The 21,980-nt window shown below is 50.7% G+C and carries 19 protein-coding genes and 1 pseudogene; 13 read left to right on the top strand and 7 right to left on the bottom strand.

Annotated elements, in window-relative coordinates; translation table 11 throughout:
- The first annotated feature begins 15 nt into the window (after window positions 1-15).
- From MR847_RS08985 to MR847_RS08955, 7 genes and pseudogenes are all read left to right on the top strand, one after another.
- A complete protein-coding gene (locus tag MR847_RS08985; protein ID WP_287723569.1) occupies window positions 16-789 on the top strand; it encodes a 3'(2'),5'-bisphosphate nucleotidase CysQ family protein in 774 nt (257 codons plus the stop codon).
- A 100-nt stretch (window positions 790-889) separates the two neighbouring features.
- Entirely contained in the window at window positions 890-1,159 is a 270-nt protein-coding gene (gene rpsT / locus MR847_RS08980) for a 30S ribosomal protein S20 (RefSeq protein ID WP_100426364.1), read from the top strand.
- A 121-nt stretch (window positions 1,160-1,280) separates the two neighbouring features.
- Window positions 1,281-1,868 (top strand): annotated as a pseudogene (locus MR847_RS11060) (GTP-binding protein); the annotation flags it as partial.
- 414 nt (window positions 1,869-2,282) lie between these two features.
- Window positions 2,283-2,702, top strand: coding sequence for a roadblock/LC7 domain-containing protein (locus MR847_RS08970; RefSeq protein WP_100426366.1), 420 nt, complete (start codon window positions 2,283-2,285; stop codon window positions 2,700-2,702).
- Window positions 2,703-2,711: 9 nt separating this feature from the next.
- A complete protein-coding gene (locus MR847_RS08965; RefSeq protein ID WP_106519684.1) occupies window positions 2,712-3,182 on the top strand; it encodes a hypothetical protein in 471 nt (156 codons plus the stop codon).
- Between the two features lie 3 nt (window positions 3,183-3,185).
- A complete protein-coding gene (locus MR847_RS08960) occupies window positions 3,186-6,083 on the top strand; it encodes a DUF8818 domain-containing protein (protein WP_287723567.1) in 2,898 nt (965 codons plus the stop codon).
- 6 nt (window positions 6,084-6,089) lie between these two features.
- Window positions 6,090-7,451, top strand: coding sequence for a BamA/TamA family outer membrane protein (locus MR847_RS08955; RefSeq protein WP_287723566.1), 1,362 nt, complete (start codon window positions 6,090-6,092; stop codon window positions 7,449-7,451).
- 42 nt (window positions 7,452-7,493) lie between these two features.
- Here MR847_RS08955 and MR847_RS08950 read toward each other — a convergent pair whose 3' ends face one another.
- Window positions 7,494-8,465 carry a KamA family radical SAM protein gene (locus MR847_RS08950; RefSeq protein WP_287723565.1) on the bottom strand — a complete coding sequence of 324 codons (972 nt, stop codon included), beginning with the start codon at window positions 8,463-8,465 and terminating at the stop codon, window positions 7,494-7,496.
- A 46-nt stretch (window positions 8,466-8,511) separates the two neighbouring features.
- Between MR847_RS08950 and efp the strand changes: the two genes are divergently transcribed.
- A complete protein-coding gene (gene efp, locus MR847_RS08945) occupies window positions 8,512-9,078 on the top strand; it encodes an elongation factor P (RefSeq protein WP_100426371.1) in 567 nt (188 codons plus the stop codon).
- Window positions 9,079-9,151: 73 nt separating this feature from the next.
- On the opposite strand, the gene MR847_RS08940 is transcribed toward efp, so the two are convergent.
- Window positions 9,152-9,760, bottom strand: a complete 609-nt coding sequence (locus MR847_RS08940; protein WP_287723564.1) for a hypothetical protein — start codon at window positions 9,758-9,760, stop codon at window positions 9,152-9,154.
- 190 nt (window positions 9,761-9,950) lie between these two features.
- Here MR847_RS08940 and MR847_RS08935 point away from each other — a divergent pair, with 190 nt between their 5' ends.
- From MR847_RS08935 to trmFO, 5 genes are all read left to right on the top strand, one after another.
- Entirely contained in the window at window positions 9,951-12,452 is a 2,502-nt protein-coding gene (locus MR847_RS08935; protein ID WP_287723563.1) for a fibro-slime domain-containing protein, read from the top strand.
- An 83-nt stretch (window positions 12,453-12,535) separates the two neighbouring features.
- Window positions 12,536-13,873, top strand: a complete 1,338-nt coding sequence (locus MR847_RS08930; RefSeq protein ID WP_287723562.1) for a sodium:solute symporter family protein — start codon at window positions 12,536-12,538, stop codon at window positions 13,871-13,873.
- Between the two features lie 38 nt (window positions 13,874-13,911).
- Window positions 13,912-14,964 (top strand): IMP cyclohydrolase, encoded by a 1,053-nt coding sequence (locus tag MR847_RS08925; RefSeq protein WP_287723561.1) that lies wholly within the window; start codon window positions 13,912-13,914, stop codon window positions 14,962-14,964.
- A gap of 34 nt (window positions 14,965-14,998) precedes the next feature.
- Window positions 14,999-15,427 (top strand): hypothetical protein, encoded by a 429-nt coding sequence (locus tag MR847_RS08920; RefSeq protein ID WP_100426376.1) that lies wholly within the window; start codon window positions 14,999-15,001, stop codon window positions 15,425-15,427.
- Window positions 15,427-16,770 (top strand): methylenetetrahydrofolate--tRNA-(uracil(54)-C(5))-methyltransferase (FADH(2)-oxidizing) TrmFO, encoded by a 1,344-nt coding sequence (trmFO, locus tag MR847_RS08915; RefSeq protein ID WP_106519693.1) that lies wholly within the window; start codon window positions 15,427-15,429, stop codon window positions 16,768-16,770. Before MR847_RS08920 ends, trmFO begins: the two co-directional genes overlap by 1 nt.
- Before the next feature lie 51 nt (window positions 16,771-16,821).
- On the opposite strand, the gene tgt is transcribed toward trmFO, so the two are convergent.
- From tgt to MR847_RS08890, 5 genes are read right to left on the bottom strand one after another with little or no spacing between them, the layout of a single operon-like run.
- Complete coding sequence (gene tgt, locus MR847_RS08910; protein ID WP_100426378.1) at window positions 16,822-17,964, bottom strand: tRNA guanosine(34) transglycosylase Tgt; 1,143 nt, start codon at window positions 17,962-17,964, stop codon at window positions 16,822-16,824.
- Between the two features lie 18 nt (window positions 17,965-17,982).
- Complete coding sequence (locus MR847_RS08905; RefSeq protein ID WP_100426379.1) at window positions 17,983-19,047, bottom strand: polyamine ABC transporter substrate-binding protein; 1,065 nt, start codon at window positions 19,045-19,047, stop codon at window positions 17,983-17,985.
- 46 nt (window positions 19,048-19,093) lie between these two features.
- On the bottom strand, window positions 19,094-19,915 hold the full coding sequence (locus MR847_RS08900) for an ABC transporter permease (protein ID WP_287723560.1): 822 nt from the start codon (window positions 19,913-19,915) through the stop codon (window positions 19,094-19,096).
- Entirely contained in the window at window positions 19,908-20,810 is a 903-nt protein-coding gene (locus tag MR847_RS08895) for an ABC transporter permease (RefSeq protein WP_100426380.1), read from the bottom strand. Before MR847_RS08895 ends, MR847_RS08900 begins: the two co-directional genes overlap by 8 nt.
- Before the next feature lie 4 nt (window positions 20,811-20,814).
- Complete coding sequence (locus MR847_RS08890) at window positions 20,815-21,900, bottom strand: ABC transporter ATP-binding protein (protein WP_287723559.1); 1,086 nt, start codon at window positions 21,898-21,900, stop codon at window positions 20,815-20,817.
- Between the last annotated feature and the right edge of the window lie 80 nt (window positions 21,901-21,980).

The following is a 21,980-nucleotide window of genomic DNA, read 5'->3' as shown; positions in this document are numbered from 1 at the left end:
TCTATTTTACTAGGCATGCAAAATCCAATTCCTTATGGAGATCTCTTCCCTGCGGTACGTGAGGCGAGTGCCGCGGAACTCCGCTATTTTAGCGAAGGCTACGACGTCCAGATCAAAAAGGACCGTACTCCCGTCACCTCGGCCGATCTCGCGGCGAACAAAATCCTCGTGGACGCTTTGCAAAAGCTCTATCCCGAAATCCCGGTCGTCTCGGAAGAATTCGACAAGCCCAGTCCGGAAACCTTGAAAAAGGCTTTTTTCTTGGTGGATCCGCTCGACGGTACAACCGACTTTATCTCGGGACGCAAGGAATTCACCGTGAACGTTGCCCTCGTGGAACAGGGAAAAGTCGTGCTTGGAATTGTCGCCGTTCCCGCTTTGAACGAACTGTATTACGGCTACCGTGGCGAGGCTTTCTTCGCTCCCTTAGATGACGCAGGTTTGCTGAACAAGCGCACTTTGCATGTCCAAGACCGATACCGCCCGTTCATGCCCGGGCGCAAACCTCGGGTGCTCGTCAGCGTGACTCATTCCGATTCTTGCACCTTGGACCACCTTCGAAAGATCGCGGGAGTCGAGCTCCCGGTTGGATCGAGCCTCAAGTTTTTGCGGATTGCAGACGGCTTTGCCAATTACTATCCCCGAAACTTTTCCCTGCATGAATGGGATATTGCAGCAGGGCATGGAGTACTGAAAGCCGCAGGGGGGAATGTTTACTGTTTTGGGACGGAAAATGAGGTCGGATATGGGCAAAAAGACTTCGTTTGTCCCCCTTTTGAAGCGTATTGACCCCCAAAAACGGCTCTTTTGAGCACTTCATCTTGACTAATTGCTCGTTTTTTATTAATATTGTCGCAACATTTTAAGGTTTTCACCCGGAGATATAAAGGTGCCAAATCATCAGTCTTGCAAAAAGCGTATTCGTCAGACCAAGAAGCTGACCGAAATCAACCGTTCTGTCCGTTCCGCTATCCGCACGAGTCTTAAGACCATCCGTACGGCTAGCGATAAGGACGCTGCCCTCAAGGAAATGCCGAACCTCTTCAGCATGCTCGATAAGGCTGCTGCAAAGCATCGTGCAGGTTTCAACGCTAACCGCGCTGCAAACTACAAGGCTAAGGTGGCTCAGGTGATTAACGGCTTGGCCGCTAAAGCCTAATTAAACGCTTGCTTTAATGTGAGACCGCTGACATTTTGTCTGCGGTCTTTGCTTTTTTTGCGGCTTTTCGCTTTTTTGATTATATTTTTGTTAGATTATTTGAAAACTTCAAGGAAGAAGAATGTCATCTATTAACTTCGCTACTCGTGAAATTAGCTGTAAGGTCGTTTACTACGGCCCTGGGTTGAGCGGCAAGACGACAAATCTTCAAGTGATCCATCAAAAGATGCCTCAGGACAAGAGAACCGATATGGTTTCCTTGGAAACTGAAGGTGACCGCACTTTGTTCTTCGATTTTCTCCCGCTGAATTTAGGCGATATCAAGGGCTTCAAGACAAAGTTCCAACTTTATACGGTTCCTGGTCAGGTTTACTACAACTCGACACGTAAGATTGTGTTGCGTGGTGTGGATGGTATTGTTTTCGTCGCGGATTCTCAGCGTTCTCGCGAAGCGGAAAATTTGGAAAGCTTGCAAAATTTGCGTCAGAACTTGGAAGATTACGGGGTAAATCTCGATGAAATTCCGCTGGTTTTGCAGTACAACAAGCGTGACATGGAAAATGTGTTCACTCTTGATGAAATGAACCAGATGCTGAATCCGAAGTCCATTCCGTTCTTTCCGGCTACGGCGCATAATGGTAAGGGTGTTGTGACGACGTTGAAAGCGATTGCGATGCTCGTGATCCAGCGCTTCAACTTGAAGCAGGGATTCCTCCGCAAGGCGGCAGACAGTGCCCATAATACCGGCGTTCATAACGTGACCGTGGGGAAGGAAGGCGTGTCTGTGGCTCCTGCAGTGGCTCCGGCTCCGAAGCCTGTAGAAGCTCCTGCAGCTCCGTTCCCGGCCGGTTCGATGCCGGACCTCGGCTCGTCGTTAGGTTCTTCTGCGGCGTCCCCGTTCCGCATGCCGAACTTTGTTTCTCGTGCGGCGGCGAACGAATCAGCCAATCGCGGAGGCTTGTTCCAAAAGAGCGCATCTCCGTTTGGACGTCCTGTTGCTCCGACCCCGAAGCCCAGTCCTTTCGGAAAGTCTGCACTCGATTCGGGTGACAAGGGCATATCCGATGATGACATTGAACTTCGCCCGTACATCCCTAAGAAGAAGTAATTGAGGAGCTATTGAATGAGCGATTTTACTGTATATACGGATGATGCGGACCGCGTTCGCCGCCTGATGCAGGCCTATTTGACGAATGTCAAGGCGGACTATATCATGCTCGTGCATCGCGACGGTTCCGTGATTTCGGAAGTCGGTTCCATTGGAATGGATACGACTCCTCTTGCTGTTTTGAGTACCGCTTCATTTGGCAGTGCCCGTCAGATCGGAGCTATGCTCGGCGAAGGGGAATTCAAGTCGGTTTCCTATACGGGTGAAAAACGCTCCATTTATATCGCCCCGGTCGAAGACACGCTGTTGCTTGTGCAGATTTTTTCTGGCAACAAGCTTCCGAATCGTATTGAGGATTACAACAAACTGTTGGTAGAGAAATTGGTGGAGGCTGTGCCCGCGTTCACGCAGAATACGAGCAAGATCCGCCGCTAGGAGTTCCTGGTGCAAGGCTTGCCTCCCATTCGCTACATTCGAAAGACGACCTTGTTTTTTTTGGTCGTCTTTTTGTGTTTTATCGCCCATCGCATTTTTGTTTCGGTGAATGATCTCGAAGCGAAAAAGGCGCATCAGACAGATAAAGATTCCAAGGCTGCTTACAGTGTGGTCTGCCGTAATATTGTCGGCGGTCTTCCGTTTGGCGTGGATTCTGTGTTTCAGGTCCATACGCGTTTGCACTATTATTCGGCGGTTCCCAAACTTTTGTGGGATGTTCCGGTGGAACGCAAGATCAAGCATATCTGGTTCAACGGGGCGGATACCGTCCAGCAGGTTTTTTGCGTGATGGCGGATACGACTTGCGAAAGTTCCATCGCCCCTGTTTTGCTTGCTCCTGGCGAATGGAGCGTCGATGCGGTAGAAGGGCGTCGTCTTTTGTCCAGCCGCCAGTTCAAGGTTGAGCCTGCAAGGGAATAATCCTTGCCACTGTTATTTCTTTTCATTTGTGTGTTGTGGATTCCGGGCCTTGTAGGGGCGGCGGATGGGGAGTACGCAAAGCTTTCCCTAGATTCCGTTCCGGTATTTCGAGGCGTTCCTTTTTTGAGGAATGATTCGGCGAAGGCTCTCTCTGTGAACGAAGAGGGCGAACGGGATTCCTTAAAACTTCGAACGACTGGTTCCAAGACAATCCAAGTGATTGTGGGCGATGGCGGTACAGAAGTCAATCAGGAATTGCATCTTTCTGTTCAAGGCGAGGCGACTCCGGGCGTTTTTATCGATGCCCTTCTTTCGGATGTGGGCCGTGAAGCCGGGGAAGAACGCACCGCGACATTACAAGAAGTCGATGAAGTGCATTTTCGTGTAGAAACGGAAAATCTCTTTTTGCATTTGGGCAATATGACCTGGCGTGAAAATACGCTTGGGCTTTCGGGACTCGAACGCACGACTTTAGGCGTGGCGGCGGGCGCAAAGATTGCACACTCCCAGGTGCGTGGTGCCTACGGTTTTGACGAGCTCCAACACGTGAATTCCACGTTCAACGGGGTTGACGGCCAGCAGAGAGGCTATCTGCTTTCGACGGGAACCGTGGAAACCTATGTCGCGGTTGTTCCGAATTCAGAAACGGTTTACTTGAACGGTGTGCTGCTGACACGCAATGAAGATTATGTGGTCAACTATGCGGGTGGCGTTTTGGATTTTAAGGGAACGCTTATTCCGGGTTCGCAAGATGAAATCCGAGTGGAATTCGATGCGTACAATTCTCGCGGATTGCAAATCTTAAAGGCTGCGGACGGGAATTACCGTGGCAAAAATCTGTGGCTTGATGTCGTCGGTTTTGAAGTCTCAAGCGATACGGCTCGTTTGCGCCGCAACACGTGGACTGAGAACGATATAAAACTGTTGAAGCAGGATGACGGTTCGACATTTGACCGTGCCGATTCTTTGGAAGAACTTCAGCGCCCTTGGATGCTGCGCCGTGTTGGAGCGAGGGCGCGTGGGCAGTTGTGGAATCATCTGTATGCGGACGGGGAAATCGGTTACAGCGAAACGGACACGAATACGCTTTCTTCTCATGTGGGCGGACCTTCTGGCCGAGCCTTTCGCTGGTTCATTTCGAGCGATAGCACGTGGAATCAACGTTATACGCCTGTGCGCTTGACCATTGCCGGGGATTATCTGCAAGAAGGTTTTCTTCTGTCGAGCTTCCAAGGAACGGAGCGAAACTGGGATTCTTACACGCTGCGGGAAAACTGGAATTTGGACAGTTCGACGATTTCGGGATCTCTCCGATCCGATGAGATTTCGCTTAGACTCCGCTTGCCGGCATCGTTCTTTTTAGGCTCGGAATGGGGCTACCGTCGAAGCCTTTCACCAGGGGAAAATTGGAATTCATCGCGGGCGAGAGCTTTCTTGCTGCATCATACAAACGATGTAACGGGTGAAATTTCCTTGATTCGGATTGTTTCCGAAAATGAGTATGGCGTGGAGCGTTACCAGGGTAGAATGCAGGCGGAAACGAAAACGGGATTTGTCCGCCCGTTCGGTTATGCTTCTTATGGAATTTGGCTCAAAGATTCCGATTTTGTGGAAAAGGATCGCTCCGAAAAGGCGGATGCAAAAAGCGGTTTGAAATTTGTCGGTGATGGTTGGAGTTCGCAAGGCTCTTTGTTTGGAACGCGTGCTCGCACGGGAACTTCGATGAAAACCCTTGAAGATTCTTTGAAGATGGCAGGCTTTGAGCACTCGGCAGAAATCAACAGCAGATATGTCTCTTTTTCGCATATGCTTCAGTACAAACGAATGGATTTGGATACCGCGGGAGCTTCGAACTCATGGATTTCAGAAGAATCCATGCACTGGGGCACTGGAAATTCTCCCTTTGTCGGTCAGGCTAGTTACCGCTTGGGACTTACGCGTGAAGTGCCTTATGTGCCGATTTACAAAGCGGTTGCGGCGGGAACGGGTGACGTGATGTACGACAGTCTCGCCGGGGTTTTTGTCGAAGGGGTTGATAACGGTAATTACGTTTACGAGGGTATGGGACGTAGTGATTCTGCGGATGCGGTGCGGGCGAGTTCTGCCGAAATGTCGTTGAATTGGACTTTTGTTCCGCGGTATCTTGGAATCTCGCACGGCATTCTGCGGGATTTGGAATTTTCGTTCGACGGCTCCAGTGAAGGACGGGATACAACGGGCAAGACGGTTTTCCTTCCGCCGTTTTGGCGAGGAACTCTTTGCGATTTGACAAGCGGTATTTTGACGGGAGAAGCTTCTGTGCTGTGGAACGAACCGCAGAACCGCGGATCCATTGAATACAAGATCGGGGCGGAAATCGAAAAGCGCAATACGTCGCAAGGTTACTTTGAAAACCGCACCTGGCACAAGCTCGACGGCATTTATGCGGGTCGCGCCAAAGAAACCTGGGAATTGATTCCCGCTTTGGAATTTGTGGAACTTGAAACCGTGCAAGAAATGGATTGGAAAATCTATGAAGTCACCGCATCTTGGAAACGGGAACTGCCACTTCATTTGTATGTAATTTCAAAGGGATGGCTGCGCAAGGGAATTGGCCATGAAGAAAGCGGTAAAATGGAAGCCTTTTTACGCCAAGGTTCTTTGTCTTTAGGCTACGAAGATACACGTTCCGTCCGCGTATCGAATGAATTTAGCGCTACGCATGTTTCGACGGAAAAAGAAACGCTCCCGTATCAGATGGTTTCGGGTTTCGGCAAGGGCGTTACATTCCGCAATGCGCTTACAGCATCGGTCGATGCAAATGAATATCTCTCGCTTGGACTTTCGTACATTATTCGCTTTGGCAGTGCAGAAAATGGAATCTTTCAAAAACTGTCGATGGAGGCCAGAGCCTATTTTTAGGCGCACATGAAACAGTTCTTTTGGACACTCCTCTTTTTTGTCACATGGGCTTCTGCAAGCTGCGTGGTAAAGAGCCTTGCTCTAGAAGGCTTTGTGCCCGAAGTCGAAAAGGATTGGGCGTCGATGGTCGGGGAAAGTTGCGAAGACTTGGAGTACCGGTTGCAGGAAATGGTCGATGAACTTTCGGAAAATGGATTCCCATTTGCTTCCGTTTCGCATCAGGTGGATTCTTTGGGGAATGCGACGGTGAAGCTTTCTCGTGGAAGCGCTTGGGTCTGGGCCGATGCCGAAAATGTGGAAGTTTCCAAAACTCAAAAGCAAACGTTTGCCCGGCTTTCGGGACTTACATCGGGCGCGCCAGTGCGCCTTTCGGATTTGGAACGTGCAGAACGCAAATTGGTGAATTCGGGCTATTTCGAATCGACGGCAAAGCCTAAACTTTATCGGGACCCGGTGCGCAATCGAATTGTTCCGGCTTTTTCCATGCGCGATCTTTCGATCAACAGCTTTGAAGGCTTGCTTTCTTATGCAAGCGGTGAAGACGGCGGCTGGGCTGGAAACCTGAACCTTTCTCTGTACAATATGCGAGGCACGGGCCGCGACCTCCATGTTTCTGGAGAAACGGGCGAATGGGAACGCTCCATTGCGGCGTCTTACAAGGAGCCGTGGCTCTTTGGAACGGGCTGGAACGGCATCGTCCGCGGTTCGTTTGAAGAGGATTCCTCGTATCGGTCGGCGCTTTTAGAAGCGGGCCTTTCTCGGAGTGTGGGCTTTTATTTTGAATTTGCCGTCCTCGGCGGAATCGGTGACGACCGTTGGACGTACACGCTCGAAACGAGCTTCAAGAACGAAGACAGGATCGTCCTTCCGCGTCACGGCATGTCCTTGAACGGAACCTTCCGCGTTATCAAGGACCGCACGGATTCTTCGCACGCCTTTACAACGGACCTCCATGCGAATGGACGTTTTTACACGCCGCTCACGGAAACCTTTGTTCTGCAATTCTCCTTCTTTGTGGGAACGCTTTTACCGACGGACCGCAATTTTGACAGGCAAGATCTTTTTACGCTCGGCGGCATGGAAAACCTGAAAGGCTACCGCCCAGGATTCTTCCGCACTCGCGCTTACGGCATTACAGAGCTCGATCTGCAGTGGCGAGTCATCGAAATGACGGCGTTCCATCTTTTCTTGGAACCGGCACTCTACCGTGCGCAGTCGCCGGAACACGGCTGGGCAGATACCTACAGCTACGGTATCGGCATTTCGCAGAACCGCGGCTATTGGAACTTTTCGCTGTATTACGCCCTGCATTCCGGAACGGATCCGCTGGACGGGCTCTTGCACTTTGGGGTGAAGGCGCTGTTCTAAATGCCCCTGCATGGGACAATGGTAGTGGTACGAAGACTTCTATTACGGATGCACGATTGGCGTCTTGGAACCTTCGCCTGCAATTTCCCGGACAAGTCTTGGAACGAGATATCCCGGAACCGCTTGCCGGACTTCTTCTACGATCTGTAACGCTTGGGCGTCGGAAATCTCAAAATGTGCGACTCCTGTCGCATGGTCCAACTGGTGCAGGTAGTAGGGGAGAACGCCTTGGCTAAAAAGCTTAAAGGAAAGTTCGGTCAGCACAGCGCCGGAATCATTTATGCCTTTTAAGAGCGTCGATTGGTTGAGGAGCGTAGCGTTCAGCTTCTGCAGGTTCTGGAAAACCTTTGCCGAAGCGTCATCCAGTTCATTCGGGTGATCCACGTGCACGACGACTACGAGTTTCTTCTTTTCGGCGACTTTCTGCAGTGTCGGGAAAATGGAGCCTTTGAATTCGGCGTCAAAAATCTGCGGATACGTCACCGGGGTCCGCGTGTGAATGCGAACGGTCTTTACTTGCTCCTTCGAAAGGATCATGTCAAAGAGTTCGTCGAGCTTCGGCTTCGGGAGCATCATCGGGTCGCCGCCCGAAAGGATTACTTCGTGAATGTCGGCTGTCTTAGAAAGCCAAGCGTCTAGGCGGTTCGTAAAATTTTCAAGGCTCCGTTTAGGCTCGGCGCGTCTAAAGCAGAATCGGCAGTGCAGACTGCAGGTGAAGGTCGGCTCTATCAGAACGCGTCCCTTGTACTTTTGAAGGATGCCCGGTTCCTTTTCGCTTTCGCCGTCTCCTACAGGATCGTCGCAAAAACCTTCTACAATTCGATTTTCTTCTTCGGTCGGCAAAATCTCGCGCAGAAGGGGGTCATTGGGGTTGCCTTTTTCCATTTTTGAAGCAAAATGACGCGAAACGAAGAACGAAAAACGGGAGTTGGCGACCTGAGTAGACGGCTCCGGAAGCTCCAAAAATGCGAAAAGATCCTTCAAACTAGTGAAAAAGGGAGTTGATTTAGCCATATTTTTTCTATCTTATGCAAAAATCTTTTTTAAGAGGCACATATCTATGGGTACAGTCAGCACTAACGAGTTCCGCAAAAAGTTAAAAATTATCGTCGATGGCCAGCCTTGGGAAATCGTCGAAAACCAGTTTGTGAAACCCGGTAAAGGCCAGGCCTTCAACCGCGTTCGCATCAAGAACCTTGTCACCGGCCGTACGCTTGAACGTACTTGGAAGAGCGGTGACACTGTTGAAGAAGCGGATGTGACCTACACCGAAATGACTTATCTCTACAATGACGGTGCAACCTGGTTCTTCATGGACAACACTTCCATGGAAACGATGGAAATTCCGAAGGAAGCATTGAACGGCTCCGAAGTTTGGCTTCTCGACAACGCGACGGTGCAGGTGACTTGGTGGAACGGTAAGGCTATCGAAGTCATTCCGCCGACTTTCGTCGATTTGATGATCGTGGACGCTCCTCCGGCAGTTCAGGGCAACACCAGCGGCAACGTGATGCGTGAAGCGACTCTCGAAACCGGCGCAAAGGTGATGATCCCGCTCTTCATTGAAAACAACACGAAGATCCGCGTGGATACCCGTGACGGTTCTTATCTCGAACGCGCCAAGTAATTTTTAACAAATTCACTTGAAATGAAAAATCCCGAACCACCGGTTCGGGATTTTTCTGTTTCAGGTTCAAAAATTAAATGCAGAGCTTTTTGGCCCAAGAGTCTTTGGCTTTGGCGAGCTTTTCAATCGAAGCTTCGTCGGCACCGCTCGAATCCCGGAGTTCTTCTAGAGCCTTGTATTCATCGAGCATCGCCTGGGCATCGGGGTAGTCGGGGAGAAGCGCTTCGAGGGAGCCTTCGATTTTTTCGTCGGAGTAGTAGCGCAGGACTCCTTGCAGATAGGTCTGGACGAATTCTTCCTTTTTGCCTTCTTTTTTAAGCTTTAGAGCTTCGGCGAACTCAAACGGTTCAATTTTGTCCATCCAGGCTGCCTCACGGGCGTAAAGTTCATCGTCAAGGGCGATTGCGTTGTCTTCGCGGGAAATGCGCAGCTGTTCGGCGTACATCGGACGGTAAACCTCCATGTCGACTTCGATCCCTTCGCTTTTGAGGAAAGTTTCCAGGTTGCACAAAGCTTTTTCGGATGGGGTTTCCAGAACGCGTTCCTTGAGAATCGCGAGCTTGACTTCACGGGGAAGTCCGACGAATTGATCGTTATCCAGGTCGGTCGAACGCAGGTGCAAAACAAAAGCGCGGAACAAAATCAGGGCAATGATGAGTGTAAAAACGATGGCGACGGTCATATTCCGCTAATCTAAGAAAAACAGGACCGCTATCCAACTAAAAAATCGAACAAAAACGGAATGGCGAAGCTCACAAAAAATTGCAAATCGCTCCGTTTTCGTAAAAAAAGCATTGCACAACGGGGCTATTGAAACGAAAAGATTTATATTTAGGTGGAATTATTCTTACATCCTTGGTGGAGATGTGTAAATGAACTATAAAGCTTTGATGCTCGCTTCGGTGCTCTCGGCAGGATCCGCTCTGGCTGACAACCTGAATATTTCGCTTGACGTGATTGTTCGCGATTTCCAGCCGAGCCATTCCGACTTCGAAAACTTCTCGGAAGAATCGGTGAAATACCTGGACGCAATTTATGGTTATGGACTCCCTGGCTATGGCGCTGATTGGTATGGCCTTTCCGCATACCACAATTCTTGCGGTAACAAGGAATCCTATGCGAAGTATGGCGTTGGCGTCCCGCTCGGAAAAGATGGTCTTCCAATGTCGGTGAATGCCCTTTTGCCGAGCTATTTGCAACAGGTTTCCGCTTATGCAGCCCAGGGTAAAGGCGGTATTTTGACTTATGGTCAGTGCAAAAATTCTTCGATTGCAGGTGTGGTGAATCAGCGAGGCTTTGGCGAAAACACCGCGACCCAGTTTACGGGTGTCCAAAAGAATTCTTGCAAGGGCGGCATGTACTGGGAAAATGAGGTCGTTTATACTCCGGGCATGGTCAATCCGCACCTGACTTTCGATACGGACTCTTCGGGTTCTCCGCTTTATTTGGAAGGCGCTCATATTCACAAGCTCGGCGAACTTTGCGATAACGCAAACTTTGGCCAGTGGTTCGAAGATGTGAGTGGTGTTAACAAGCGTTCTAACTTAACGCTGGATATTCCGAACGCTGCGGATAATCCTAATTACAAGGAACTCGATTACAACTATAATAACGGTGGCTACTTCCCGCTCGATGTGATCGATCCCGCTTCTCAAATGTATACGGGTTCTGTGCCTGGTTCCGATCAGTGGGGCCCGCAGAGCTTCTCGATCTTCTGCCCGCCGTATGGTTATCAGTACGCAAGTACGCAGGTGGACTTTATGGACCATAACACCTACGGCCTCTGTTCTGCATGGAATGCTGCAGGTGGCGCTCGTTCTCTTGCTTCTGCGACAGCTCAGACGATTGCGAATAATTTTGGCACCCTTGGTTACCAGCACTTGCGTAACTATAACTTCACGATGATGGGTTATGCCAACTTCCGCTACTATAAGGATAACAATACAGACGAAACGAACCAGGAAATCTTTGAATTTGCTGGTGACGATGATATGTGGATCTTTGTGGACGGTGTGCTTGCGGTTGACCTCGGTGGTACCCACCTTGCCACTCCGGGTGTCGTGAACATTCGTACCTTGGCTCAAAACAACCACGGTTGCCATGACGGCGAACCTCTTGCTGCTGTTCAGCAGGGCAAGGGCGCTTGCGGTGCTGACGGACAGTGGGCTGATGGTTCTTGGCACCATTTGCACTTCTTCTATGCCGACCGTCAGTCGGATGGTTCTAACCTTTACATCCGTGCAAACCTCTCTGAAGTCGCTGCTTCTGCTTACGGTCAGCCGCGCATTCAGGAAGCGGAACTCGTAAAGAACGAAGAAGGCAACTTCGATACTTATATTTATCTGAACACTCAGCTTTCTCAGGAAACGATTGAAAAAATCAATTCTGCAAACGGTAACTACTTCCCGATTTTGGATAAGCGTGGCTCTGATACCTTGGCTTACCAGGTGACTGGTTTCAAGTATGTGCAGAAGACTTCGAAGGGTTATTCTTACGAAATCAAGGGTAAGCTTTGCGAAGATGCGACTTGCGCTTCTTTGAAGAACCCGGCTTTCGGCGACTCTCTTGCTTTCAACTATATCCCGAGCCCGGATTTTCCGGATGCCTATAATAACCAGTTCCACACAGACTTTACGGTTTTCTCTGCTACCGGTAAACTGGTGGATCACTATAGCTGGGGTCCGGTGACGACGGTGACGATGTCTACTTCTACGACGATTGTTCCGGCTGATACGACGATTGTCCGTCCGCCGTTCGATGTGGATCAGTTGCCGAATGGCGAACTCTCGGATAGAGAAACGGGTGAAATTATAATTTCCAAGCTTCCGGAAAGCTATTCGAATTCGGAAGATCCGGCTGCTTGGATTGCAGACTCCCTAGTGTATTACACGACTGCAAGTCCGGATAACCCACATGCAACGGTGCTGAACTCCAAGACTTCGAATTCGCCGGGATCTATGTCTGAGGCACGTTGCTCGGCGACGAATGGCGTTGAAAATTGCGTGAGCTTTAACTTTGTGACCGATGAAGCTTTCCGCGTGAACATTCGCATTTTTGACCATTTGGGTCACTTTGTGAACCAGTACAACCAGGAAGTTTCTCAGGAAGAATTCAACAAGCTTACCGGTTCCTACACTCCGAATGAAATTTGCTCGGACAAGACCGGTACGGGTACGATCGCGGCTAGCGTCAAGATGTATCCGGTTTCGAAGGATGGTCGTAAGCTCGGTACCGGCGCTTACATCTACCAGATTTCTCTTGTTGAATATCCACAGCCGCACTGCGTGAACGTCGGTGGCGAACAGAGCTTTATGCCGGGCGAATATCGCCGTACGGAATACAAGCAGACTCGTGGCTTCCGTCGCGTGGAATAATTGGCTAGGCGCATTTTGAAATTTGAATCCCGGGCTTTGGCTCGGGATTTTTTGTTGCCGATTGAATTATTAGATTTAATGACATGTCCCTTTTACTGATTCTGTATCTTTTTGCGCTTGTTATCATTGCATTGAACAGCGCCTCCCAGGTGAAAAGTGTCTCGGACTTTTTTGTGGCGCATCGTGGCGGTTCCGTGCTGATGATTACAGGAAGTCTTCTCGCGACGATTTTCGGCGGTTCGGCGATTATCGGTGCGGTGGATGCTGGTCCTTCGATGGGCGGTGCAGCGACATGGTTTATGCTTTCAGGGGCAATCGGTTTACTCGCGTTGTTACCTTTTTTGCCGAAGATTATGCAGGTGCGCCGTTTTACGCTCCCGGATATGATCGAAGATTTTTACGGAAAAGGGGCAAAGACCGTCGCTTCGATCGTGATTCCTGTGGCGTGGACGGGCGTGGTTGCGGCACAGATCATTGCGGCGGCGAAGCTTTTGCAGAGTTTTGTCGGCATGAATTATTCGGTCGCTGCGGTGCTCTGCGCTGTTGTCTTTATCGGCTATACGGCTTTGGGTGGGCAGGTTTCCATTTTGCGAACCGATTTTTTGCAGGCGGGATTTATTCTGCTTGGGATTCTTGCGCTTGCCTTCTTTACGGGGCAGACTCCGATTTTACATCCGGGTGTGGAAGCTCCGCAGTTTCCGTTTAATGCAAACTTTTCGGGACTCGATCTTTTTTTGCTGCTTTTGACCTACGCGACGACATATACTTCTGGCCCGGATATGTTCTCTCGGCTGTTTTGTGCAAGGGACGAAAAGACCGCGCAGAAGTCTGTGCTGATCGTCGCCTTTGTGATGGCGATTGTCGGCGCCTGCATTGGTTTTTTGGCGGAGTATGCGGCGATAATTCCTTCGGTGAATGGGGAAGGGGCGAAAATCATTGAAATCGGAAAAATGGTCTTGCCGGGATTCTGGATGACGCTCCTCGGTCTTTGCCTGTTGAGCGTGGTGCTTTCTTCGGCAGATACGACGCTCTTGAGTTCTTCGATTATTTTAACGCGGTTGATTTCGAAGTCGAAGTTAGATGATCGTGCGGAAATCAATCGGACGCGCTGGGTCATTGTGCTCGACGGAGTTGTTGCACTTTTGATCGCTCTTCAGTTTACAAATATTATCGGGATGCTGCTCCTTGCGCTTGCGGTTTATGCGGGGGCATTTACGCTGCCGATTTTGTTTGGCCTTGTGGGGCTGCGTTCAAAGCCTCAGTTTGTTTCTGCGGCGATTGTCTGCGGTGGTGTTCTCGCTATTTTGGGGAAGCTTTTGCCGCAGACTTCCATTCCGCATTTGGGAGACTTCCTTTTGATTTTTGCTTTTGTCGTGAACGGTGGATTATTGCTGCTTGGGCGCATTCGAAAGGCTCCGTAATTTCTATCTTTAACACATCGTTTTAATCCGAGGTGATTATGTCTGAAGAACTGAATCTTAAATTTGTCGATCCGCAGCCGCTCCGCTACGGTGAAAACTCTCACCAGTCTGCTGTTTTCTACAAGGATCCGACTTGCACGGAAGCGAGCCTCGCTACGGCGAAGCAACTTTGGGGTAAGGAACTTTCTTACAACAACATCGTGGATGCGGATGCCGCTCTCGAAATGGCTCGTGAATTCATCGATGGCAATGCTGTTGTGATCGTGAAGCACATGAACCCGTGCGGTCTTGCAACGGGCGAAACTCTTCGCGAAGCGATGGAAGCGGCTTGGGCAGGTGATCCGGTGTCGGCGTTCGGTTCCGTAATCGCTGTGACCCGCAAGGTCGATCTGCAGACTGCAGAATTCCTCAAGGGTAAGTTTGTGGAAATCCTTCTTGCTCCGGCATTCGATGACGACGCTCTCGAATTCCTCAAGAACAAGTCCAAGGATATCCGTCTTTTGGAAGTGGGCGAAATCAAGAAGGCTACCCACTGCAAGGTTTACAAGCACGTGATCGGCGGTATGCTCGTTCAGGACCGCGACGTGGACACCTACGAAAAGTTCGAAACGGTGACCAAGGCTCAGTTCCCGAAGAACAAGGAAGACCTCGCTCGCTTCACTTGGCTCGTGACCAAGCACACGAAGTCCAACGCAATCGTGATGGGTTACGAATACAAGCCGGGCTTCTTCCAGGTGATGGGTCTTGGTCCGGGTCAGCCGAACCGTATCGACTCGAACCTCCGTCTTTGCCAGCCGCGCGTGCGTGACAACGTCGCTCGTCTTCCGGAAGCTAAGGGCTTCTTCAATGCTGAAGGCAAGCTCGTGGACGAAGCCGGTCTTAAGGCTCTTGAAAAGAAGGTCTTCGGTGAAGTGGTGATGGGCTCTGACGCCTTCTTCCCGTTCCCGGATAACGTTGAAGCGGCTCACGATGCTGGCGTTCGTTATATCGTCCAACCGGGAGGTTCCAAGAAGGATGACCTCTCCATTGAAGTGGCTGACAAGTTCGGCATCGCAATGGTCTTCACCGGTATGCGTCACTTCCGCCACTAATCGGATTCCAATGACTTCGAAGAACGCACAGGATATGAATTCACGCGAGATCTATCTCACGGTTTTGAATTTTTTGAAGAACGCTTACAAGAAGGGTCCTGCTAAAGTCAATGCCAAGGAATGGAAATCGTTTCGGGACAAGTTAAAAGATTCGTCGCTTTCTGCGGAACAGGCGAAGGCGGTGAGCTTTTGGACCATGGAAAATCTGGCTTGCCACAAACCGTCCCGTGTTCAGCCTCGTGCGCTTCAGGAGTTTGAAGAACGCATTTTCCCAGGCCCTGTCCACAGTGAATTTGTGGAAGCGGTTCAATTTGGCATGGTCAGCGAAATGCAGGGCGAAAAAATTCTGGATGAATTTCTGGAAACGTCTTCGCAGTCTGTGCTTCCTGACCGAATGCTCTCTTCGCTTTCCCGTATGTGGGCCCGAAATATTCAGGGCTATCAATCTGTTAAGGTTAGCTGATGCAGGTTCGTGTTATCGGCGGTGGACTCGCTGGCTGTGAAGCGGCTTTGCAACTTGCTTGCCGCGGTTTTGATGTAGAACTTTACGAGATGCGTCCAAATCAGATGACGCCGGCGCATCGTGACGGAAGCCTTGCTCAATTAGTTTGTTCGAATAGTTTCAAGGGCATGGAGCCGACTTCGGCGCATGGCCTTTTAAAACGTGAACTTCGCATGCTCGGAAGCTTCCTTTTGAAGTGTGCAGAGGAAGCTCGCGTTCCGGCAGGGGAATCCTTGACGGTGAACCGTGAACTGTTCAGCCAGTCCGTTGAAAAGGCGATTGCTTCGGCAAGCCGTATTCATTTGCACCGTGAAGAAGTCAAGACGATCGAAGGGAATCTTCCGACGATTGTCGCAGCAGGACCTTTGGCAAGTGATGCTCTCGCCGATGACATCTTTGCGCATCTCGGTGGCTCACGCTTGCATTTTTTTGATGCCATCGCTCCGGTCGTAGAAACGGATTCCATCGACTTCGATTACGCCTTTTACCGCAACCGTTGGGAAAAGGGTGAAACAGCTGACTTTATCAACTGCCCGCTCGACAAGGAAACGTACGATGAATTTGTGCGTCGCCTGCGTGAAGCGGAATCCATTGAACCGCGCCCGTTCGAAAAGAAGGAACTCTTTGAAGGTTGCCTTCCGGTAGAAGAAATGGCGCGTCGCGGCGAAGATACGCTGCGCTTTGGCCCGATGCGCCCTGTGGGACTTGGCCTAGGCAACAATGGAAAGAAATGGTACTCGGTGATTCAGCTGCGTGCCGAAAATAAAGAAAAAACTTTGTTCAACATGGTTGGATTCCAAACGCGTCTTCGCTACGGTACGCAGAAGGAAATCTTTACCTTGGTGCCGGCTTTGAAGAATGCGCGCTTTGCACGTCTCGGTGCCATGCACCGCAACACGTTCATCGAAAGTCCAAAACTTCTCGACGAAACGCTCCGCTTAAAGCCCGAAGTCGAAAAGGCTTCGAATCTTCCGCCGACATGGTTTGCGGGCCAGATTACAGGCGCAGAGGGTTATACCGAAGCGGTCGCAACAGGTTGGTATTCCGCTTGGAATATGGCGAACACTCTCTTGCACGGCAAAACGCGTGAACTTCCGCCGGAAAGCTGCATCCGTTCGTTGCTGCATCAGCTCGTGACGCCGAATGAAGACTTCCAGCCGATGAACTTTAACTTTGGCTTGCTTCCGCATAAGCAGGATTACAAAAAGAAGGATAAAAAGCGTCTCCTTGCTGAGCAAGAAGAAATGGCTTTGCGAGAATGGATCGCTGCAACGCCGGAAATTCATTCGGACGAAACGGTTTAACGAAAAATTTTCAAACAAAAAAGGCTGGTTTCAAAACCAGCCTTTTTTGTTTTAATCGCAGACTCTTTGCAATTTGATGATCTGCTCGTGAGCCCAATCTTCAAAGGTGTCGTTTGCAATGTGTTCCTTCGCATCGCGCATGAGCTTTAAGTAGAAATGCACGTTGTGAATGGATGCAAGCGTCATTGCAAGGATTTCTCCTGAGTGGAACAGATGACGCAGATAGGCGCGGCTGAAGTTGCGGCAAGTGTAACAGTCGCAGTTCGGATCCGGTGCCTTGTCTAGGCATTTGGCGTAGCGGCCTGCCTTGTAATGCAGAACGCCTTCGCTGGTAAAGAGCATGCCGTTGCGGGCGTTGCGGGTCGGCATGACGCAGTCGCACATGTCGACGCCGCGCAAAATCAGTTCAAGCAGGTTCCACGGAGTTCCGACGCCCATCACGTAGCGCGGTTTTTCAACCGGCATGTAGTTCGTGCAGTAATCCGCAATCTGGTACATCAGTTCTGTAGGTTCGCCGACAGAGAGTCCGCCGAGAGCGTATCCGTCCGGGTCCACCTTTTTGATTTCTTCAATCGCCTTGGCGCGTAAATCCAAGTGCATGCCGCCTTGGATAATGCCAAAGAAACTCTGGTCATAGCCGAACAGGGGAGCGTTTTCTTCGAGCCAAACCTTGGCGCGACGCGTCCAGTCGAGCGTAAAGTTCAAAGACTTGAGCGCTTCTTGCTGGGTGCTCGGGTACGGCGTGCATTCGTCGAGAGCCATGATGATATCTGCACCGATTTCGCGCTGGGCCTTCATCACGCTTTCCGGGGAGAAGAAATGCTTGGACCCGTCGAGATTGCTGCGAAACTCGATGCCGTCTTTTTTGATCTTGCGAAGATCCTTTAAGCTCCAGACCTGGAATCCGCCGCTGTCGGTGAGCATGGGGCCGTGCCAATGCATGAACTTGTGCAGACCGCCGGCGTCTTTAATGAGCGCGGTACCTGGGCGCAAGTACAGATGGTACGTGTTGCCGAGGATGATTTCCGCTTTGGCTTCATCGAGGTCGCGGGGCGTTAAGCCTTTGACGGTCGCCTGTGTGCCGACCGGCATAAAGATCGGAGTCGTGATGACGCCGTGGCCTGTGTAAATCTTGCCGAGTCGAGCTTTCGACTTGGAAGAGGTTTTGAGAAGTTCAAAGCGGTTCTTTTCCATGCAGCAGTATCTATAGATTTAGCGGGTCTTGACGATGGTCCAAGCTTCGTCGAAAAGTCGGGCTGCGTCGCCCGGGTCCTTTAAGAAGACCATGCGTTTGATTTCTTCTTCGGTCGGGTTGATGACGCGGTTTTCGGTGAATTCCGTTTCAAGTACTTCGAGGGAAGCTTTGTTCGGCGTTGCGTAGTTGATGTACCTTGCAAGCTGTGCGCCGATCTGAGCGTCGAGAATGTAGTTCATAAAGGCGTATGCACCGTCAACGTTCGGAGCCTTGCTGCTGAGCGTCATTGCATCGACCCACATAAAGGAGCCTTCGATCGGAATGGCAAACTGGAGAGTCGAGTCTTCGTCGATGGCGGCCATGGCTTCGCCGTTGAAGACGATTGCGGCCCAGTCCATTTTCGAAAGCACCTTGTCCTTGCCGCCGACAGAACCGTCGAAGCCGAGGAAGTGCGGGTCCTTTTTGGCCTGGAGAATGTAATCCACAGCCTGGTTGATTTCCGTTTTGCTTGTGCTGTTCGCATCAAAGCCCTTTGCCTGGAGCGCCATGGAGAGCATGGAACGGCTTTCTTCGAGAAGGCTGAAGTTACCCTTCGTATTGTTGGCGTCGAAGAGGAGGCTGTAGCTGACGTTCATCGGATCAATGGACGGATCTCGGTAAAGGATACCGGTCGTTCCCCATAGATACGGGAGCGTGTAATCGTTCGTCGGATCGTAGCTCGGATTTTTGAACTGACTTGCAACGTTAACACGGTTCGGAATCTTGTTCGTATCGATCTTTCCGATAAGTCCGAGGTGAATCATCTGCTGGATCACCACGTCACTAGCGATGACGACGTCGTATTGCGCGGTACCGACGGTCTGCAACTTGCTGATCATTTCTTCTTGGGCTTCATAGAGTTCGAGCTGGAGCTTGTAACCTGTTTTTGCTTCGAAATCCTGGAGCATGGCCGGGTCGATGTATTCACTGTAAATCATGACAGTGACTTTCGTCGGCTTGTCGGAAGATTTTTTTTCGCTTTTGCAGCCTACGAAGAGGCTAGCGATTGCCAAAAATGAAAGAGCAAAGAGAACCTTTTTCATTTTATCCTTTGGATGATTGTGACTTTTTCAAACTTAAATTTAGAAATCACTTGGACTTTGCCAGTTTGTGTTCCTTGCGAATGCCTTTCAAAACAAGCAGAAGCATGACAAACAGGGTCAGAGAGAAGATGATTGAGGAAAGGGCGTGAATCTGCGGAGAAATTCCGCGTTTGAGGGAACCATAAATGTATAGAGGCAGCGTTTGGGATTCCGGGCCGCTGGTAAAGAAACTCAAAATGAAATCATCCAGGGAAAGCGTGAATGCAAGAAGCGCACCGGAAATGATCGCCGTTGAAAGCTGCGGCAAAATAACGCGGCACCAGGCCCCAGCCGTTGAAGCGTAAAGGTCTCTAGCGGCTTCGATCTGCTCCTTGCCAATACTTACGAGCCGGCTCTGTACAACAAGAACGACAAAGCTGATTTCAAGCGTTACATGGGCGATGATCATCGTGAGCATTCCCGGCTCAAAAAAAGACGTCCAGGAACGGAACAAGGCAAAGACGACCGCAAGGGCGATGGCCATCAAAATATCCGGCGTCACCACGGGAACGTTAATGGACATGTCGTAGAAGTATCGCATCTTTTTGCCCCAAGGCGTTCGATGAATACCGATTGCGAGAAGCGTGCCGAGAAAGGTTGCTACGAGCGTGCTCACGACCGCGAGAATCAGCGTGTTTACAGTCGTCGTCTGCACCATGGCATTGTCGAAGAGGCCCGTGTACCAGTCGAGTGTAAAACCGCCCCACGAAAGTCCGTGCTTGCTTGCGTTAAAGCTCTGCTGCACCACGAGGAACATCGGCAGATACAGAAGCAAAAAGCCGATGAAGGTAAGGACCGTTGCAAAAATCGGAAGTTTGCGCTTAGACAAAATTCTTACCTCCGACGCGTTGGAAAATTACAAGGCTGATGACGCTTGTTAAAATGAGCACGACGCCGAGCATGGCGCCAAATGGCCAGTCGCTTGCGGAACCGAACTGCTGCTGGATCAGGTTACCGATCAGCATGTACTTGCTTCCGCCCAAAAGGTCACTGATCACATACATACCAAAGCTCGGCACGAGCGTTAAGATGACGCTTGCAATAATACCTTGCATCATCTGCGAAAGGATTCCGTGGTAGAACGTGCGAACAGGTCCTGCGTAAAGGTCGCGGGCCGCTTCGACGATTCCCCAGTCCAAGCGTTCCACGCTGGTGTAGAGCGGTAAAACGGCAAAGGGGAGCATGGAACTGACCATGCCGACGTAAACGGCAAAGCTTCCCGGGTAAAGGGATTCTCCTTCGGCGATCAGTCCGAGGAAGCGGGCGATGCTCGCGGGGAACATGTCCGGTCCAAGTAAGATCATCCAGGCTGCGGTACGGATGACGAGGTTCGTGCAGCTTGGCACCATGATGAGGGCAAATAAAAACGCCCGCATGCTCTTGCCGTGATTGGCAATCCAGAACGCCATCGGGAGTCCAAAGAGAATGCAGAGAACCGTGGTGAACGTTGCGATTTTGACGCTGCGCCAAAGGATGAGCAAATTGTCGGGGGACCAGCCGAACGAGCTGAACCCGAGAAGACGCTCCAAATTCAGAAGCGAAAAATTCCAATCGATGCTGCCGTAGGAACCGCGCTGTGCAAACGCAAGAACTATCAGGAATACGGTCGGAATCAACAGAAAAACGAGAAGCCACAGAATGCCGGGGCCTGTGAGAAGAACCCCGAATTTACGCATGCGGCTGCGCGTGGTGAGCTTGCCTTCAAAAACTTCGGTTTGCTGCATAGGCTTAATCACTCAACACTTGCAAGTATTGCGGCTCGATGTAAAGATTCACCTGGTCGCCCGGATTGTAGATTTCGTCCGGGTCCGTCATGACGCGGAGCTTTAAGCTTTCGCATGCATCGACGCCCGGAAGCTCCGCGATCAGTTCCCAATAATCTCCGCGGAAAATACGTTCGAGAATCTTTGCCGGGAAAACGTTTTCTGCAAACGATTCGTTCGGCGTGCAAACGTGAATGTCTTCCATGCGAATGGCGATGCCGCCCTTTTCCCAGGTTGGATCTTTTTCGAGAACGAGATTTCCGAAGTTTGTCTTGGCGAGCTTTTCAGAGACACGTTCGCATTCGAGAATGTTCGCTTCGCCGATGAACGTGGCGACGAAACGGTTGACCGGATGTTCGTAAATGTCTTCTGGGGAGCCGTCCTGGATGATTTGACCCTTGTACATCACAAGGATGCGGTCGCTGACGGCAATCGCTTCGTCTTGGTCGTGCGTCACGAGGATGAATGTCGTGTCGGTCTTGCGTTGCAGTTCGCGCAGTTCTACCTGGAGCTTTTTGCGCAGGTTTGCGTCCAAGGCGGAAAGCGGTTCGTCGAGTAGCAAGATGTCCGGCTCGTTCACCAGGGCGCGGGCGAGTGCGACGCGCTGTTTTTGTCCGCCGGAAAGTGTTGCAGGCATTTCCTTGGCGAGATCCGTGATGTTCACGATTTCCATCATTTTGTTCACACGGCGTTCGATTTCGTCTTTCGGAACTTTATGGCTCTTGAGTCCGAATGCGATGTTGTTGAAAATGTTCAGATGCGGAAAGAGTGCGTAACTCTGGAAAACCGTGTTGATGGGGCGTTTGGATGGGGATCGGTTCGAGATGACTTTTCCGCTTAGAACGACTTCGCCCTCGTCTGCCTTTTCAAAGCCTGCAATGATGCGGAGAAGGGTCGTTTTGCCGCAGCCCGAAGGACCGAGCAGCGTGACAAATTCACCATCTTTGATGAACACGTTGATGCCGTTGAGAACGACTTTTTTGCCGAAACTCTTATGCACGTTGCGGATGTCCAAATCAAAATTTTGACTTGACGAAGGCAATGGATCCATGGCGAATCTCCGAGAAAAGACACGGTTGAATATTTCGCCCTAAAAATAGCAAGTTTGTTTGAAACGCTAAATGCCCGACC

Origin of the sequence: Hallerella sp. (genome assembly GCF_022776125.1) — a bacterium.
Classification (GTDB): domain Bacteria; phylum Fibrobacterota; class Fibrobacteria; order Fibrobacterales; family Fibrobacteraceae; genus Hallerella; species Hallerella succinigenes.
This window is presented reverse-complemented; position numbering and strand designations above follow the sequence as displayed.